The 16601-nt window shown below is 62.5% G+C and carries 14 protein-coding genes; 5 read left to right on the top strand and 9 right to left on the bottom strand.

Annotated elements, in window-relative coordinates; translation table 11 throughout:
- Position 1: 1 nt before the first annotated feature.
- Positions 2 to 1768 carry an AMP-binding protein gene (locus EJ073_RS14895; RefSeq protein WP_126056396.1) on the top strand — a complete coding sequence of 589 codons (1767 nt, stop codon included), beginning with the start codon at positions 2 to 4 and terminating at the stop codon, positions 1766 to 1768.
- A gap of 10 nt (positions 1769 to 1778) precedes the next feature.
- Entirely contained in the window at positions 1779 to 2432 is a 654-nt protein-coding gene (locus EJ073_RS14890) for a poly-gamma-glutamate hydrolase family protein (protein WP_126056395.1), read from the top strand.
- A 91-nt stretch (positions 2433 to 2523) separates the two neighbouring features.
- Here the strand turns inward: EJ073_RS14890 and EJ073_RS32760 are convergent, their stop codons facing one another.
- A complete protein-coding gene (locus EJ073_RS32760; protein ID WP_281033066.1) occupies positions 2524 to 2649 on the bottom strand; it encodes a hypothetical protein in 126 nt (41 codons plus the stop codon).
- Between EJ073_RS32760 and EJ073_RS14885 the strand changes: the two genes are divergently transcribed.
- Complete coding sequence (locus EJ073_RS14885; RefSeq protein WP_245455624.1) at positions 2642 to 3598, top strand: calcium:proton antiporter; 957 nt, start codon at positions 2642 to 2644, stop codon at positions 3596 to 3598. The genes EJ073_RS32760 and EJ073_RS14885 overlap by 8 nt on opposite strands.
- Before the next feature lie 270 nt (positions 3599 to 3868).
- Here EJ073_RS14885 and EJ073_RS14880 read toward each other — a convergent pair whose 3' ends face one another.
- The 7 genes from EJ073_RS14880 to EJ073_RS14845 form a co-directional block, all read right to left on the bottom strand.
- Positions 3869 to 4915 carry a glutathione synthetase gene (locus EJ073_RS14880; protein WP_126056393.1) on the bottom strand — a complete coding sequence of 349 codons (1047 nt, stop codon included), beginning with the start codon at positions 4913 to 4915 and terminating at the stop codon, positions 3869 to 3871.
- A 12-nt stretch (positions 4916 to 4927) separates the two neighbouring features.
- Positions 4928 to 6796: a flavohemoglobin expression-modulating QEGLA motif protein gene (locus EJ073_RS14875; RefSeq protein ID WP_126056392.1), complete on the bottom strand. Its 1869-nt coding sequence runs from the start codon at positions 6794 to 6796 to the stop codon at positions 4928 to 4930.
- Positions 6793 to 7611: an N-formylglutamate amidohydrolase gene (locus EJ073_RS14870; RefSeq protein ID WP_245455622.1), complete on the bottom strand. Its 819-nt coding sequence runs from the start codon at positions 7609 to 7611 to the stop codon at positions 6793 to 6795. The genes EJ073_RS14875 and EJ073_RS14870 overlap by 4 nt, the downstream gene beginning before the upstream one ends.
- A 226-nt stretch (positions 7612 to 7837) precedes the next feature.
- On the bottom strand, positions 7838 to 8608 hold the full coding sequence (locus EJ073_RS14860; protein ID WP_126056390.1) for a glycosyltransferase family 2 protein: 771 nt from the start codon (positions 8606 to 8608) through the stop codon (positions 7838 to 7840).
- Positions 8609 to 8622: 14 nt separating this feature from the next.
- On the bottom strand, positions 8623 to 9468 hold the full coding sequence (locus EJ073_RS14855) for a UbiA family prenyltransferase (RefSeq protein ID WP_189347762.1): 846 nt from the start codon (positions 9466 to 9468) through the stop codon (positions 8623 to 8625).
- Between the two features lie 65 nt (positions 9469 to 9533).
- Entirely contained in the window at positions 9534 to 12269 is a 2736-nt protein-coding gene (locus EJ073_RS14850; RefSeq protein ID WP_126056388.1) for a hypothetical protein, read from the bottom strand.
- A 92-nt stretch (positions 12270 to 12361) separates the two neighbouring features.
- Complete coding sequence (locus EJ073_RS14845) at positions 12362 to 13525, bottom strand: hypothetical protein (RefSeq protein WP_245455620.1); 1164 nt, start codon at positions 13523 to 13525, stop codon at positions 12362 to 12364.
- Between EJ073_RS14845 and EJ073_RS32165 the strand changes: the two genes are divergently transcribed.
- The gene (locus EJ073_RS32165) at positions 13515 to 14156 is read left to right on the top strand and encodes a hypothetical protein (RefSeq protein ID WP_245455618.1); all 642 of its coding nucleotides are present in this window, start codon (positions 13515 to 13517) and stop codon (positions 14154 to 14156) included. The two genes, EJ073_RS14845 and EJ073_RS32165, sit on opposite strands and share 11 nt — an antisense overlap.
- Before the next feature lie 387 nt (positions 14157 to 14543).
- Positions 14544 to 15596 carry a DMT family transporter gene (locus EJ073_RS14835; RefSeq protein WP_126056385.1) on the top strand — a complete coding sequence of 351 codons (1053 nt, stop codon included), beginning with the start codon at positions 14544 to 14546 and terminating at the stop codon, positions 15594 to 15596.
- Here the strand turns inward: EJ073_RS14835 and EJ073_RS14830 are convergent.
- Positions 15559 to 16467: a hydrogen peroxide-inducible genes activator gene (locus tag EJ073_RS14830; protein ID WP_126056384.1), complete on the bottom strand. Its 909-nt coding sequence runs from the start codon at positions 16465 to 16467 to the stop codon at positions 15559 to 15561. The genes EJ073_RS14835 and EJ073_RS14830 overlap by 38 nt on opposite strands.
- Positions 16468 to 16601: the final 134 nt, after the last annotated feature.

Raw genomic sequence — 16601 nt, 5'->3', positions numbered from 1 at the left:
GATGGCGATCAAACTCGACGAGCTCATGAACGCCACCAATCTGCGCGGGCGAAGCGCGAGCGGCACCTTCATTGCCCCGGTCGGTGGCAAGGCGCACGTCTCGGGCGACAACTCGGTGCCCTTGCTCGACAAGACCATCCCGGAACTGTTCTCCGACACGGTCGCGAAATACGCCACGCTCGACGCCGCAGTCTTCGTCGGCCAGGACAAGCGCTTCACCTGGAGCGAGCTGTCGGACACGGTGGATGCGCTCGCCGCCGGCTTCCTGGCGCTCGGGCTGGAAAAGGGCGACCGCGTCGGCATCTGGTCGCCCAACCGCTGGGAATGGCTGGTGACGCAATTCGCCACCGCGCGCATCGGCCTGATCCTGGTCAACATCAACCCGGCCTACCGGCTGACCGAGCTGGAATATGCCCTCAACAAGGTCGGCTGCACGGCGCTGGTCACGGCCGCCAGCTTCAAGACGTCCGACTATCTCGGCATGATCGAGACACTGGCGCCGGAGATCGCCACCGCGACGCCAGGTAAGCTCAACGCGAAGAAGCTGCCGGCGCTGAAGATCGTCATCCGCATGGGCGAGGACAATTCGCCCGGCATGTTCAATTTCGGCGACGTGCTGGCCATGGCCGGGCGTGACGAGCATGACAGCCTCGACCGCATCTCCGAGCGGCTGAAACCGAATGAGGCCATCAACATCCAGTTCACGAGCGGCACGACCGGTGCGCCGAAGGGTGCGACGCTCACCCATTTGAACATCGTCAACAACGGCAATTTCGTCACCGCGGCGATCAAGCTCACCGTCGACGACCGGCTTTGCATCCCCGTGCCGCTCTACCACTGCTTCGGCATGTCGATGGGCACGATGGGCTGCGTCACCAAGGGCGCCACCATGGTGTTTCCGGGCGAGGGCTTCGATGCCGGCGCGACGCTGAAGGCCGTGGCGCAGGAGCGCTGCACCGGCATCTATGGCGTGCCGACCATGTTCGTCGCCATGCTCGACCATGCCGATTTTTCGAGCTTCGATCTTTCCAGTCTGCGCACTGGCATCATGGCCGGCTCGCCATGCCCGATCGAGGTGATGAAGAAGGTGGTGTCGCTGATGCATATGTCTGAGGTGACCATCGCCTACGGCATGACCGAGACCAGCCCTGTGTCGTTCCAGAGCGGCGTCCACGATCCGCTGGAAAAGCGCGTCTCCACCGTCGGGCGCATCCATCCCCATGTCGAAGTCAAGGCCATCGACGCCGATGGCGCTACCGTCGCGGTTGGCGCGCCGGGTGAGCTCTGTACGCGCGGCTATTCGGTGATGAAGGGCTACTGGGAAGACGCCGAGAAGACCCGCGAGGCGATCGACGCCGACGGCTGGATGCACACTGGCGACCTAGCGACGATAGACGTCGAGGGCTATTGCAACATCGTCGGCCGGGTCAAGGACATGGTCATCCGCGGCGGCGAGAACGTCTATCCGCGCGAGGTCGAGGAGTTCCTCTACCGCCATCCCAAGATCAAGGAAGTGCAGGTCTTCGGCGTCCCGGACGACAAATATGGCGAGGAGCTATGCGCCTGGGTCGTGCTGAAACCCGGCCAGGTTGCCACGGAGCAGGAGATCAAGGCCTTCTGCGCCGGCCAGATCGCGCACTACAAGGTGCCTCGCTATATCCGCTTCCGCACCGAACTGCCGATGACGGTCACCGGCAAGCCGCAGAAATTCCTGATGCGCGACGCGATGATCGAAGAACTGGGTTTGGTGGTGCAGAAGACGGCGTGAAACGGCATTTATGGACAACGAGTTTCCGAATTTCGCGGCGCTGAAGGCTGCCAAAACCGAAAACATAGATTTTCGCATAGTCGTCCGGCGCGGAGGGCGAACCGGCAGTGCGATCGTCATGGCCCCGCATGGCGGCAAGATCGAGCCCCGCACCTCCCTGATCACCGAGACGATAGCCGGGCGCGATCTCGATATGTATTGCTTTGAAGGGCTCATGCCGGAAAGCAACCGAGAGCTGCACATAACATCCAGAAACTTTGACGAGGCAACCGCGCTGGAACTGTTGCGGACCAAGTCCACGGTCGTCGCTATCCACGGTCGTCGGGATCGGGACGATCCCTCGACAGTCTACCTCGGCGGCAAGGACGCCGCGTTGGTTTCGGAGATAGCCTGGCGTCTGCAGGACGCCGACTTCCAGACGCAAAAGGACAACCATCCCTTTCCAGGTATCCAGGATTTGCATCGTCAACCGAGGCTTGACGGGGAAAGGAGCACAGCTGGAAGTGCCCTTGTCGTTGCGCCGTCGACTGGGGAACGAGTTGGAACTTCTGGAACGATTTTGTGGGGCGGTTCGCAAGGCCATCGAGACATTCGATGCGCAAAACGGTGCCCTGGCCTCAATCGTGTTTTGAATGGTGCGCTTGGCAGGCAAAGATGCCTGTGAGAGGTGCCCCCGCCGCCCTTTTCCGCTAAGTTCGCAGAAACGCGCGGCGTTCGGGGGCTCGGATGACAGGTTTCGGCCGATCGGTGACGTCCTATGCGATGCCCTTGGTCGCCCTGGCGATGGCCGTCGCGGTCAGAGCCAGCGGGATGTCGGTGGACGCAGGTTCGCCGAGCGTCAGGATCCTAATCGGAGCGCTTTCGAGCGCGATCATGTTCATCACCATTTTCATCGTGCTCGAGCATGCCGAGGCGGTGGCTCGGCGGGTGGGCGAGCCATACGGCACGCTGGTGCTGACCTTTGCCGTGACGGCGATCGAGGTGTCGATCATCGTTTCCATGATGCTGCATGGCGAGAACAACCCGACGCTTGCCCGCGAGTCCGTCTTCTCGACTGTGATGATCACATGCACCGGCGTTGTTGGCCTGTGCCTCGTGCTTGGCGGCTGGCGTCACCGCAAGCAGGCAATCGTTCGACAGGGGACCAGCGCCTACCTGGCGGTCCTGATCGCGCTGACGGTGATGACGCTCATCCTGCCGACCTACACCCGGACCACCGATCCCGGCACGTTCTCGGCCGCCCAGCTTGGCTTTGTCAGTGTGCTTTCGGTTCTGCTTTACGCGGCTTTCGTGTTCGCGCAGACAGTCCGGCACCGCGACGATTTCATCGAAGGACAGGCGCGCGACGTCTTGATCGCAAGCGCCCCTCACGAAGGCATCTACGCCAGCGCCGTGCTCCTGTTCATCGGGTTGATCGGCATTGTCATGCTCGCTGAACAGGTCGCCGCGAGTGTCGAAGATGCGCTCGTTGCCTATCAGGTGACCCAGGCGGACAGCATCGTGGGGGCGCTGATCGCGGGGCTGGTCTTGATGCCGGAGGCCATTTCGGCGGTTCGCGCTTCACTCAGCAACGAACTGCAGCGCGGCTTGAACGTCGCGTTGGGTTCGGCTTGCGCCACGATTGGTCTCACGATACCGGCGGTCGCCGCCGCCAGCCTGCTGACGGGACGAGGCTTGACCCTGGGGCTGCCGGCGGCTGACGCAGTCCTTATGGTTTTGGCGCTTTTCGTTTGCAACGTGAGCTTCAGCACCGAAAGAACGACATTCCTGACGGGCATGGTTCATGTCGTGGTGTTTCTTACGTACGTGTTTCTGATATTTGTACCCTGAAGGCTTGGTCCATGCTGGCAACCGGATGCAGGGATGAGACGGCCACCGGTTGGGAATCGCTGGTGCTTTCATTGTTCGCGGAAACGCTGAACCGCTCTATCTCTTTGTTTTGACGCAATTCCGGACGGAAAGCCGTTTCACACTTTTTCCTGGAATTGCTCTGTCGGGGCGCATGCCACAAGACAGCGCTGCGAGCTGGTCAGTCTCCTCGCTAAAGCCAGCCGCTGCTTGCCCTATCGCCGATCTTATGGCCGGCTTGCCCTGCGTTCATCAAAGGGTCGCCAGCCGCGAATTCGGCATGGTCTTTCCGTAGGCCCGGCGCAGGGTCAGCTTCTCTTCCAGCGCAACGATGACATGTGTGGCAAAATCAGTCTTGTACATGTCCGCGAGCCGCGACAGCCCGCCTGGCGTGAACACATTGATCTCGAGAAGTTTGTCGCCGGCTATGTCGAGCCCAACCAGAAACATGCCGTCGCTCACCAATTTGGGGCGTACCATCTCGGCAATGCGCAACATCGTGTCCGTCACCTTGACCTTGCGGGCGGTTCCGGCGGCGTGGATGTTGGAGCGAACATCGCCCTTGGCGGGGACGCGGCGAAAGGCTGCATAATTGCCATCGCGCATCAGTGGCAGGCCGTTCATCAGGAAGAGACGCACGTCACCGGCCTTGGCCTCCGGGATGTAGACCTGGGCGATGAGATAGCCGTCACCGCTGGCCGCCTCGAAAATCTGGTTCAGGTTGGAATCAGCAGGCGTTGCGATATGGAAGACGTTCTTGCCACCCGATCCCTGGAGTGGCTTGACGATGCAGCCCTTTGCGTTCTTGTCGATAAACGCGCGGATCTCGACAATGCTGCGCGATATCAGGGTCGCCGGCCGAACTGCCTCGGGGAAGGTCTGCAGGTAGAGCTTGCTTTGTGCCTGCGCCAGACCGTCCGGATCGTTGACGACGACGACGCCGCGTTCCGCAGCGAGCCGCCCGAACATAACGCCTGCGTTGGCGGCCCATGGTCGATCGGTGGCGTCGAGCGACGGGTCGTTGCGCAGAAACAAGATGTCGACTTCGCCTGTCGGGAAGGTCTTTTTCTGCTTCGCGGCATCCTTCAGGGCAGCATACAGCTTGTCGGTCGTCCTGTAGGGAGCGTTCGGCAGGACAGCGACGCTGACAGCCAGATTGTCATCCGGACGCAGTATGAAGTCGCCAGGTTCAACGTAGACAACAGAATGACCGCGCTGAACCGCGGCCTGCGCCAGCGTTGTCGTCGTGTAGCCGGGCGTCTCGCTCTCAATCGAATTGACGAAGAACGCAATGCGCATCGGGGGCTCCGCTCACGTCTCAACCATATCGATCGGATCGATCCCCGCCATCGCCTTCTTCAGGCGTGGACGCGCTGCGTCGGAAGAGAGGAACGCAGGTTCGAGCCGCGGCGCCCGCAACAAGCCGCGCGCGTTGAGTTCCTGGATATCGGCGAAATGCGCCGCGGAGATCTTGCCGATCCAGAACGGCGTGAGACTGCCGCCACTCTTCAGATGATCAAGAACCTGCGCCACGCCACGCAGATAGATGGCGTCTTTTGCCAAGCCGCCGCCTCGAAAGACGCGCAGAACGACGTTGAAGGCGCTGCGATCATCGAGACCGAAATCACCATGCAGAACGCGGAACGTATACTCAAACGGTGCGCCGGCGAGCATCGCCTGACACGCGATAACCCTTGCCGCGATCAGTCTCAGCCGCGCCGCGGTCATGCCGCCGACCAGATATTCCGCCAGCACGGCCAGTCCCTCCTGCATGCCCTCGTAACCGGCTAGCCCGTTGCGGAAGATGGCGAGCCCTTGCGCATCGCCGTTGAAATAGGTCAGCAGATGAACACCGATCTCGTGACTGAGCAGTGCGGTCAGTCGCTCCGGTGGAAGATTGGTGTCGCGCGAAACCAGCAGCCGGTTCCGAGAGACGAGGAGGCCGGCCGGCAGGTCGGCGCGGACCTCCACGGAAGCGTCGAAATCGGCGTAGGCGGCACTGTATCCGGCGATCATGTCTCGCGCGGCCGCGGCGACAGCGTCGGCGCCCAGGCCCTTCTGTCGGGCCGTCGAAGCAACGCGGGGCGTCTTTTCGAGAATGGTGCGTGCCCTCGCCGCCAGGCTAGGCTCGACGCTGCCATACAGTGCTCGACCGAGTTCGACGAAGCTGGCCGTTTCGCGTGCCGCGAGCATCGACAGTTGAAGATCGAGTTCCTGCTGCTTTTCGGACAGCAGCCTGGTCAGGAGCGGATCTTCCAGGTGATCAAGGGAGACCGAATAGAGCTTCCGCTTCTGCGCGGCAACCTCGAACTCAAGCGGCCTGTAGAGCAGCGCAGGCATCCGCTCGAAGCCGCCGGCCTGGAATTCCTGCCAGGCTGGTTCGGCGTTGATCGGTGTGACGGCAAGCAGAAAATCGAATGTCGACGCGACGCTGTCGAGCGCCCGGTCGGCGCGCACGACAGCGTCGATATAGGCGCGTCGCCCCAGCGAACGATGGGTTGCCGGCGGTTCCAGCTTTGATGCCTTCAGAAAGGCGCTGACGGCCTGAAGCGCCGAATCCACCATGTTGGCGACGATGAGGTCGCGTAATTCAGGATAGACGCGCTCGGTGCCTGGCACCCTGTAGATTGGCGCGAAGCGCACCGTCAGGCGCGCCACATTGCCGAGATGGTCCGGGAGCCGTGCTTCGGCGCGTGTCGTGGGATTGAATTCGTCCACGCGGGGCGTGCGGTATTTTGCGTCGCGTCCGGACGCGGCGGCGGCGAAGCGCTTGAGCGCTGCCTTCTCACCCGCCGTGCCGCCGCCGGCCAGTGCAATCTCGAAAGGCGGCAGGAACGGAACGTCCTCCGTCAGGAACCGGTCTTCGGCCAATTCGCCGATGTCGAGTACGAGGAATGCGCCGCAACGATCGCGTATCCTCTTCGCCATCAGCCGCGCAACCTCGCCGGCGAAGCCGGCATTGGCCACGATCAGATAGGACGCACTGGCGGAAACAACATCGAATGCCGCATCCTGCTGCGAGCCGACATGGACGCAGAGAAAGGGCAGCGGCCGATCGATGTGCAAACGGTCGCCGTCGCCGAACTCGCGGCGGATCGGCTTACCGTCCCGGAAAAGTGCGTCGAGGTCCGATTCGATTGTCGCCAACGGAGAGGCAGCCTGGACCAGCTTCGGTTTCATGTCATGCCCCGCAGCGCTGCCTCGAGCACGGGCACCGTCGACGCAAGCATGGCGCGCAGTCGTTCGATTGCCGCCCAGTCGGGCTCGCCGCTCCATTCGTCCATGAAAATCTTCTTGAACTCGACCGCGATGGCACACCCCGTCTCGGGGAAATTGGCATGGACGAAGCGGGTCTGTTCGCCCTTGCCCTGGAAAGACACATTTTCGCGCACGTCGATCGGGTCACCATGGAAACGATGGCCGCGCAGCGTTTCCACAAAGGCGTCGACGACCGGCGCCCAGCGCGTGCGGTCCATCGAGAATGTGCCGATGTTGATGTCAGGCGCGACATCTTGCGGCGCAGCCGCTGCCGTCGGCCCTTCGCGCCGGTGGTTGTAGCTGTGGACGTCGACCAGGACGAACTTGCCGTAACGTTTCTCGACATCGGAAAGGACACGCTTGAGTTCGCCGTAGAACGCGTCGTGAAAGGCAACGGACTCGTCGACAATGTGCTCGGCAGGCGGCTCTCGCCATACGTTCAGACCCCAGGACTGATCCGGCGACCGATAGACCGCAGCCGCGCGCGCGCGGTTCAGATCGACTTGGAAGCGCGATCGATGAACAATGATCTGGGTTGGGAAATCGGCGATAAAGTGCTCGGTGAAGGGGTCTTCCTCCCTCCGTCGGTCCGAGTTGGAAATGCACAGGAGCGATTGGCAGGTCGGCCCGACGTCGGAGCCGCTGTGGATCGCCGTGCCAATAACGGGGGAATCACCGAGCTTGATTGTCCAGCCTGCCGGCCCGCCCCGATTGGTATTGAACGTTGGCTTGTTCACGATCCACCGAAATGCACGGAGAGGGCGGACGGTTCCAGTCCGTCACACCAGCATAGCGGGTTGACGCTTGCGAGCAGAACCACATTGTCTCGCAGGCGTTGTCGGCCTGTGCCTCTCGCCTGGGGGCTGGCGTCATCGCAAGCAGGCGATCGTTCGACAGGGACCGGCGCCTATCTGGCGGTCCTGGTCGCGCTGACCCTCCTCCTGCCGAAACGGCGCCAACAAGTCACGAAGAAATCCGGAACCGGATCAGATACCAGAGCGCCTTCATCCCGTCGCGCCAGCCAATCTTCTTGCCCTCGTCATAGGTCCGGCCGTAGTAGCTGATGCCTACCTCATAGATGCGCAAGCGGCGCGCGCGTGCGATCTGGGCGCTCAACTGGATTTCACAGCCAAAGTCGTCGCAGGTGAGACGCAGGCGGTCTTTGACCTCACGTGTGAACATCTTGTAGCAGCATTCGATGTCGGTGAGCGTCTGGTTGTAGAGCAGGTTGAACATCAGCGAGATGAACCTGTTCGCCAGATAGTGGTGGAAATAGAGTGACCGATGCGGCCGGCCATAGAAGCGCGAGCCGTAAACCACGTCAGCAACCTTACGCCCGGTGATCAGGTCGTACATCACGGTCCAGTCCGCGGGGTCGTATTCGAGGTCCGCGTCTTGAATGACGATGACATCCCCGCTGGCGGCCGCGAGCCCGCTCCTCACTGCGGCGCCCTTTCCCCTGTTGCGCTCCTGGTAGTGCGGTCGCACGGTAACTCGAGCATCCGCCGCATCGTCGGTGAAGACTAGATCTCCGTTGGCACCGACCACCATGCCGGAGGCCGAGCGAGGCCCGTCTGGAAAATTCCTTCGCAGCAGCTCGCGGGTCCCATCGGTCGATCCGTCATCGACGACGATGATTTCCTTCTCGATGCCGGGAAGCGCGCTGCTGATGACGGACAGCACGCTTGGCAGCGTCGCAACTTCGTTGAAGACAGGAACGATTACGGAAAGCATTGGGAGGGGCGGGCCTAGGCAAGAAGCGCTGCTGCGAGCATCAGCAGTCCGATGATCGCAAAGAACGCTCGATACTGTCCCTGAAGCCGGATCAGGCTTTCGTAGGTGAGGCCCTCGCGCAAGGCCCGCAACGATGCCAGGACATGCAAGGGGTAGAGGGCCGCGGCCAGAACGAGCACGAGGGGTACAAGGCCCAACAGCGCGAGCGCAACCAGAAGGGCATAGGCCACCGTGAACAAGGCAAGCCCGGCAAAGAAGCTCTGCCTCTTGCCGAAAGCCACGGCGTTCGTGCGGATCCCGTTGAGGTCGTCACTCTCGTGATCGCGCGTTTCATGCGTGAAATGGCCTGCGGTGAACACCAGCCCGAAGAAGCAGCTGATGGCCAAGCCGCGTGCGTCGATCGCCGTGAAGGTTGCGTAGCCGAGCAGAAAGTGCAGCGCCCCGCCGGCAAGATGAAGCGCCGAGCTGAACAAAGGCGCGCCCTTGAGGTGAACGGGAGGGGCGGAGTAGAGCGCGCTGAGGCCGGCAATCGCTAGCCCGAGCAGGAGAGTGTTCTGGCCGACCAATCCGAACAGCAGGAGGCTGAGCGCCAGAAGCGACAGCGCCAGGCAGCCGATTTCGGTCCGCGTCAACCCTCTGGCGGCAAAAGTCCCGGAGGCACGCCGGGGGTTGTTGAGGTCGCCATCGATTCCCGACCAGTCGTTGAACACAAAGACATGCGCGACCAGACAGAAATTGCCGCTCATGAGAGCGGCGATCTCCAACAGGTTGCCGCTTGTCAGGGTGCCGATCGATAGGATCGCCCCAAGCAGCGGCGCGCCTTGAAGCGCCAGCACTTCATCGAAGCGGACGCAGGACAACAGCCGATATGCGGACAATCCTGGCCGAGGACGCGTCGCAATGGCCGTTTCGATTGGAATTCGTGTCACTTTTCACCGCATCGCTGCTGGAGACTGTCGGATCGGCAGCCAGCCTTGGTCTGCCTGGATCGGTTTTCGAAATCGAGCCTCAGCCACAATGCATATCCTAGCTCTTGCGACCAGTAGAATCGCCGCACCGAGGCAGTCAGATCATTATGATAGAAGAGCGGAGGGGTGCTCCTGAGCAAGGAAAAATCATCGGCGGCGATCTTGTCCAGAAGTTCTGTTGCCTCGTGGTGGGTGTCGGCCGTGGCCGCGCCGTCCTCCGTCAACTGCAGAAGCTGAATGGCTCTGATCCAAATCTCTTGCCCGGGAACTGTCGTGCGCAGGCGCGACGATGGCAGCTGTAGCGGGCAGCCGGCCTTGCGCAGTTCGGCGAGCCGCAGGATGAGCAAAGGCGGGGCATCGGCGTAGTACACCCAGACGTCGCCATCGGCTGCTTTCCGGGTCATGGCCTCGCACAGTGCTTTTGCCGCGGGTGGGTCTTCCTTGGCGAGCAGCATGAACACATGCATCTGGATGCCGAGATCGGCTGGGTTTGGATCCCTCCCCGGGTCGAGGCATTGATAGCGCTCCGTCGGCGCGAGCCAGGTCCTGTAGAGACCGTCGGCCCTGCGATATTGCGCAAGGGTGGCGAGCGCCGGGGCCAACAGCGTCCTGTCCGTGCTCGGCGCTACGCGCCAGACGAGTGCCGTGTCGTCGGCGTCCGGTGTTATGGCGCAGCCCAGCGTGCCGATCGTCGGCGCATCGGGTCGTCCGTGATAGCGGACCAGGCCTCCGGGTTCGATCTGGTCCGTCAGATATCGCCGCGCCCGCATCAGCATGTCCGGCACGCCGGCCTCGTTCGCCACGGGCGAAAGGACGTCAACCATGACAGCGTTGAGGTAGGTGTTCAGTTCCTGGCGCGTCTGCTCGAACGCTGTGCCACTGGTGAAATCCGTCAGCCAGTAGCCGGGTGCCTGTTGTCTCTCGGCAAGTGCCTGAACCGCGCGTTGCTCGCTAGTCGGCGGCGGTGCCAGGGTGAACTTGCGCTCCATGATGAGCCGCGGTTCGCCGCCTTGCCACGGATGCACCAGGATGCTCACCATATGGTCGCCCGGCGCGAGCTTGCTGGCGGGAAACGAGATTCGCCAGCCGGCGGCATTCGTCGAGCCGAGTGCCTGACTGACGTCGGGACGATCGAAGAACGCGTTTGTGCCGGCTATGCCTTGGCCGTCGACCATGGCGTTGACATCGACCGGAGTCATCGCATCAGCGAGCGCCCATCCGACGATCTCGACCTGGCGCTCGGTCGCCTGGCCTCCCGCCGCCGACGCCTCGATGACCCTGATCTCGTCCAGATAGCCGCGCATCCGGGTCAGGAGGTCCATGGGCGCGGGCGGATGCTTCAGCTCGGCGATAAAGGGAGCGTTGTTGATGTCCCATGCTGGCCGCATTCTGTCGGGACCGCGCGCCGCCACCACGTGCGCATCCGCCACGCCGAGGTACCAGAACGCGCCGACGACCTCGATCGCGACCGCCGCCAATGCGGCTGCTGCAAACACAACCCGGCCCGCTCGCGACAATGCCGCCAGCACGGGCGGCAGCATCCAGACAAGCATCGGCGCCATATCCGTGAGCCAGCGCGGCCCAAAGGACATGCCCTGGCGCCAGTCTATCATGCTGTAGAAGATCACCTGGACGACCATGGCGCAGCCTATCGCGATGGTCAGGCCGCGCATCTTCCGGTCTCGCAGCACCTGGCGCAGGAAGCAGGGTACAAACAGCAGGAAAGGCGAAAAGACGAAGAGCCCGTGCGTGGGGCTGAACAGGAGGCCGGCAATGCCGCCCAGAACGCCGTCACTGTACTTGTCCGGCGGATCGATCAAGGCGTAGGCACCGGCGATATTGCCGACGAAATGGAGATTGTAGGCGACCACCAGGCCCACTGGGATCAGCCCTGCGGCCACGTAGAGGGGGATTTTGCGTCCCGCCCACCAAAGTCCATAGAGGCCGAGGCCCGCCGCCAGAATGGCATCGGGTTGGCGGTTGACGGCAATGAGCGCGCAGAGAAAACCCGTTGCCGCGGCGCGGAGCGCGGTGACCGGCCCGGTCAGCAACAGCATGGTCGCGATGACAAGGAGCTGAGCCAGCCCATGCATCCAGAGCGCCTGGCTGCTGATGACCCATGTTGTCGTGCCGAAAGCATAGATGGCAGTGAGAAAAACGGCGGTCCGCGGCTCGCAGCGGCGCCGCAGCAGCAGATAGAAAAGCATGACCGAGCCCGCGGCCATGAGCGAGGCGCAGAGCTTCTCCATGACCCGGGCAACCTTGTCGAACAGCAGCGGTTCCCAGCCCCTGGCCGAGAGGAAATGAACGGCCGGAAGGTACAGCGGAGCGACAACGACAGGGACGGCAACCGGGTATAGGGAGACCAGGTGGCCGCCGGGCCCCTTCAGCATCCAGGCCGCGGTCTCGACTTGCCCTTGAGCCTCCGGCGGCTTGCGCCCCTGGGCGACCTCCCTGACGATGGAATCCAGCACCACCTTGTGGTCGCGCAGGATCGAGAACGGCATATATCGCGCCGCATAGGTATCGGCGGCCGGGATCGACCGCAGGTTTGCGTTGTAGACGACAAAGGCGAAAAGCCCGATCAGGACCGCGATCGCGACATCCCGAAAGGCGCTTCGGCGCGATATCCGCGATTGTCGTTCTTGCCCCGCTGCATGGGCCGTGTCGGTCGGCAATACCCTGAACCCCATGCGACTTTTCAGGGACCCTATAGTGTCGCCGCGGTCGGCTTCAACGGATATGCCTATGCTTCAACAGAATTGTCCGCTTGCCGTAGCTCGCTTCAGTCGTCCAATCCGGCCTTTCGAAGCGCGTCGAACAGGTGGTCGAAATCCGCCTGGTCCTGATACTCGAAAGCTCCGTGCCAATAGGGCTCCCAGTTGGCGAGCTTGCGGCCGGGAAAGACCGCCATGTCTTGTTCCGCAACGCGCAGGAAATGCTCCAGCGCCGATCTGGCTTCCTGCAAAAGGCCGGCTTGGGCATAGCTGGCTGCAAGCCAGCCGTGCACTTCATTGATGGGATTGCGGGCCTGCTTGAGTGCGGTGATCGCCTCCTGATAGCGGCGGGCTGTGAAACAGACAATCCCCATGTCCCATGGCACCCAACGCGTATCGAACGGATTGAGCCGTCTCCCCAGCTCGATTTGAGCGATGCCGCTCTCAGCGTTGCCGGTCGCGGCAAGGAACATGCCGTAGTAGCGTCGCGCCAGGAAATCGTTGGGATTGAGAGCCACGCCGGCTAGGATTTCTGTATGAGCCTGGTCGAATTCCCGTCTGAACAGGTGCACTATGCCAAGCAATGTATGGGCAAAGCTGTCGGTTTCATCGAGCAGAACGGCGCGCTGCGCATAGTCGAAAGCTCTTTGAAGCGACGCGCCGGAGTCACGGGTCCATTTGGCCATGTATTCATAGAAGAGGCACCATGCGGCATGAGTGCATGCCGCAGCGCTCTTGGGATCCAGCGTCGCCGCGCGCTCGGCGAATTCGCGAGCCTGCGCATTCTCGCTTCGCGTATAGTTAAGCGTCAGGAACTTGGCGCGCAGCACCAGGTCATAGGCCCGCAGCGTGTCCGGGCTCATACGCTCGACCCGGTCCCGGCTCGCCACGTCCACCCGCCCGCAGACGGCCGCGGCCACGGACCTCGCGACGTCATCCTGAACGGCAAAGATATCGACAAGCTCCCAGTCGTACTTTTCCGCCCATAGCTGGGTGCCACGACCAGCATCCACCAGTTGCGCGCTGATGCGCACCCTGTCGCCCACCCGGCGGAAACTGCCCTCGACCACATAGGCCACGCCCAATTCCCGCGCGATTTCCTGCACCTTGACCGGCCGGCCCTTGAACGCAAACGAAGAGTGTCGCGCGATCACGAACAGCGACCTGAACCGCGACAGCTCGGTGATGATAGTCCTCGGAGATGCCATCGCTGAAATACTGTTGGTCGGCATCGCCGCTGAGATTCTCGAAGGGCAGCACGGCAACCGCCGGCCTCTCGGGGAGCGGCATCTCCGCAGTCGAAGGCAAGACAGGGCTGACAGCAGAAACGGGCTCCTCAGCGGCGCGATCCCGGATGGCTTCGTAGAGGCGAATTGTCTCTGGCGCCGGCTTGACTCCGAGCTCCGCGCGAAGGCGATCGCGCAGTCCTTCGTACCGCCTCAACGCCTGAACGGTTTGGCCCGCCTCGGCCTCTGCCTGCATGATTGCCCGGCTGGCCGCTTCGTTGAGAGGATCAAGCAGGAGGAGTCGCCGCGCGGCCTCCGCGGCAAAACCCAATTCGCCGTTGGCGATCGAATCGGCAATGGCTCTCGTCAGCGCAGCTTCGAGAAGATGTCGGAGGCGCCGTCGCTCGAGAAGCAGCCAATCCTCGAACGGGGGACTTCGGACGCGGACATCCTCGATGATTTCCCCGCGGTAGAGCGCAGCCGCGGCATGGAGCGACTGCGGCGTTCCTTCGCGCAAAAGCCGCTCGAACGTCGCGACGTCCGTCTTCACCGCGGCGGGATCGAGCTTCACCGTTCGCCGGTCCGCAACGATCGGAGATGCCGCCGATGCCTGCAGGCCGTGCCGGACGCGCGTTAGGGCGTGTTTCAAGCTGTCGCGGGCCTGCTGATCTCCTCGGTCGCACCATAACAGGTTTGCCAGCTTGTCTCGCGTGTGGTTCGTGCCAGGCGATAGCGCCAGGAACGCAAGCAGGGCACGGTCTTTCTGGCCCGGCAGGTCGATATCCTGGCCGGTCGCAAGCTTTAGCCCGAAGTCTCCGAACAACGTGATTTCTACGGCCACGACGCCCACCAGCCAGCTGGGTCGCTGTCATCCAAACCCTTGGCTCCACAATTAACGCGCAATTCCCGGGAGGCACAACGGATACAGATCGAATCCCGCTGGCTTCCCGCTGGCTGCCACGGATGCATCCCTGCACGGCGATACAAGAGGTTTGAAGGCGCGGATGATTTGGGGCGAACGACAATGACGGCTGCGGTTGAAAGTCTTCCAAAGGATCACCGACAGATTAGCCGGGCTTTGGCCCCGCCTCGCCATCGCCAATCCATTGGCACGGCCATGGTCATCTTATCGTCGGTTGCGATAGCCGTCGTGCCGAGCTTCGCCAGGCTGGCCTACGACGGGGGCAGCAACGTCATGTCCGTCATAACGCTGCGATGCCTGTTAACCGTCGGAATGACCTGGATCTTGATGGTCTCGCTCGGCCAAACCCTTTGGATAGTCCGAAAATCTTTGATCGTCAGCTGCGTTGCCGGCGTGTCCTACGCCGTCATGCTGTTCGGATTTCTGGGAGCGGTCAAATACATCCCCGTCAACATGGTCATCCTGATCTATTTTTCGCACCCTCTGCTGGTAGGGGTTGCCGCGGCGCTGCTCGGCGACGGGGCGATGAACATGAGAATGATGATGGCGTTCACAGCGGCATTCGCGGGCTTGGGCCTGGCCATTGGTTTCTCGCTCAGCGCCTTGAATGCCACGGGGCTTTGCCTTGCCGCTCTCGGAGCGGTCACCTGCGTGTTCGTTATTGTTGGAAGCGCCCGCGCCATGAGACAGGCCGGCGGCCTGGCTGTGGCTTTCTATATGATGGTGTCGGCAACGATAACGCTGGCGCTCCTGTTTCCGTTCATGAGTGTATTCGCGTTGCCGCAGACTGTTGCGGGGTGGGTCGGGTTTGCAGGTGTCGCGATCGGTTCCACCATCGGAACGTTGGCTTTCCTTTGCGCGTTCCCGATTGTCGGCTCTGTGCGCGCCACGATGATCAGCAATGTCGAGCCCCTGCTCGGCATAGTCTTTGCCGTCCTGGTTCTCGGCGAGACGATATCGGCGATGCAGTTGGGCGGCATTGCCATGGTGCTCGCCGCTGTCATTTCAACTGGGCCGATAGGAACGAAACCCGATGGCACGGATGGGGACAAGTCGGTTGATCGCGGGTCAGATCGCCAGTCGCCAGAAGCAGACATCCGGTCGGACACGACGCTTCTCAGTTCGCCAGCACAGCTTCGCCAAGCCCACGGATGATTTTCGCCAACTCCACGCATTCGTCATGCCGCGCCTTGTTGCGGCGCCAGGCGAGGCAGATCATGCGCAGCGGCATCGGTTCCTGGAACGGGACGATCTTGAGGTCGGGGATGGTGCCGGCCGGCCGCATCGCCATCTCCGGCACGAGCGTCACGCCCAGTCCATGCGCCACCATCTGCAGCAGCGTCGTCAGGCTGGTGGCGCCGTAGCTTGCCATCGCCACCGGACGGACATTGCCGCACACGGCCAGCGCCTGCTCGCGCAGACAATGGCCTTCCTCCAGCAGCATCAGCCTTTCCAGCGCCGGGCTTTCCGGCGGCACCGGCGGCGAGGCGAAGGCCGGATCGCCTGACGGCACGGCAAGGAAGAAGCGGTCAGGGAAAAGCTCTTCGCTGACTAGGCCGGGATGGTCGAGCGGCAGCGCGGCGATGAAGGCGTCCAACCGGCCGGAAGCTGTGTCCTCGACCAGCGACGCGGTCACCGCCTCGCGCAGTTCGAGTTGCAGGACCGGGAAATGCTTTCTCAATTCCGGCAACACATGCGGCAGCAGATAGGGCGCGACCGTGGGAATGATGCCCAGGCGGAAGCGCCCTTCCATGGCGGGGCGGCCGCGCCGGGCCGTCGTCTCGACGTCACGGATATCGGCGAGGATGCGCTCGATGCGTGGCTGCAAGGCCAGCGCCTCGTCGGTCATTCGCACCGTCTTGCCGCCGCGCTCGAACAGACGGCAGGCCAGCCGCTGTTCCATCTCCGCGATCTGTGCGGAGAGCGCCGGCTGACTGACGCCGGCGAGCTTGGCGGCGCGGCCGAAATGCAGCGTCTGCGCCAGCGCGTCGAAATATTGCATCTGCCGGACGGTGAGGCCGATCATAAGGAAATCCTATCGGAAAAAACAGGAAAGGCAATTTGTCTTTATCGTCTCGCCGGCCTAGTCTGGAATCGTTCCAGATTGGCGCGGCCGCTGGCAGCCCCTGGTGAAAAATCAAATCTCGGCAAAAATCGGAG

This window comes from Mesorhizobium sp. M4B.F.Ca.ET.058.02.1.1 (assembly GCF_003952505.1).
GTDB lineage: Bacteria > Pseudomonadota > Alphaproteobacteria > Rhizobiales > Rhizobiaceae > Mesorhizobium.
The sequence above is the reverse complement of the archived record's forward strand: the minus strand, read 5'-3'. Positions and strand labels throughout refer to the sequence as shown.

What these genes read in the sequence shown, in the direction of transcription:
- EJ073_RS14835 (WP_126056385.1), top strand. Translation starts at nt 14,544, where the DNA reads ATGACGGCTGCGGTTGAAAGTCTTCCAAAGGATCACCGACAGATTAGC.
- EJ073_RS14880 (WP_126056393.1), bottom strand. Translation starts at nt 4,915, where the DNA reads ATGCGCATTGCGTTCTTCGTCAATTCGATTGAGAGCGAGACGCCCGGC.
- EJ073_RS14830 (WP_126056384.1), bottom strand. Translation starts at nt 16,467, where the DNA reads ATGATCGGCCTCACCGTCCGGCAGATGCAATATTTCGACGCGCTGGCG.
- EJ073_RS14875 (WP_126056392.1), bottom strand. Translation starts at nt 6,796, where the DNA reads ATGAAACCGAAGCTGGTCCAGGCTGCCTCTCCGTTGGCGACAATCGAA.
- EJ073_RS32760 (WP_281033066.1), bottom strand. Translation starts at nt 2,649, where the DNA reads ATGAACATGATCGCGCTCGAAAGCGCTCCGATTAGGATCCTGACGCTC.
- EJ073_RS14845 (WP_245455620.1), bottom strand. Translation starts at nt 13,525, where the DNA reads ATGCCGACCAACAGTATTTCAGCGATGGCATCTCCGAGGACTATCATC.
- EJ073_RS14895 (WP_126056396.1), top strand. Translation starts at nt 2, where the DNA reads ATGGCGATCAAACTCGACGAGCTCATGAACGCCACCAATCTGCGCGGG.
- EJ073_RS14850 (WP_126056388.1), bottom strand. Translation starts at nt 12,269, where the DNA reads ATGGGGTTCAGGGTATTGCCGACCGACACGGCCCATGCAGCGGGGCAA.
- EJ073_RS14860 (WP_126056390.1), bottom strand. Translation starts at nt 8,608, where the DNA reads ATGCTTTCCGTAATCGTTCCTGTCTTCAACGAAGTTGCGACGCTGCCA.
- EJ073_RS14890 (WP_126056395.1), top strand. Translation starts at nt 1,779, where the DNA reads ATGGACAACGAGTTTCCGAATTTCGCGGCGCTGAAGGCTGCCAAAACC.
- EJ073_RS14885 (WP_245455624.1), top strand. Translation starts at nt 2,642, where the DNA reads ATGTTCATCACCATTTTCATCGTGCTCGAGCATGCCGAGGCGGTGGCT.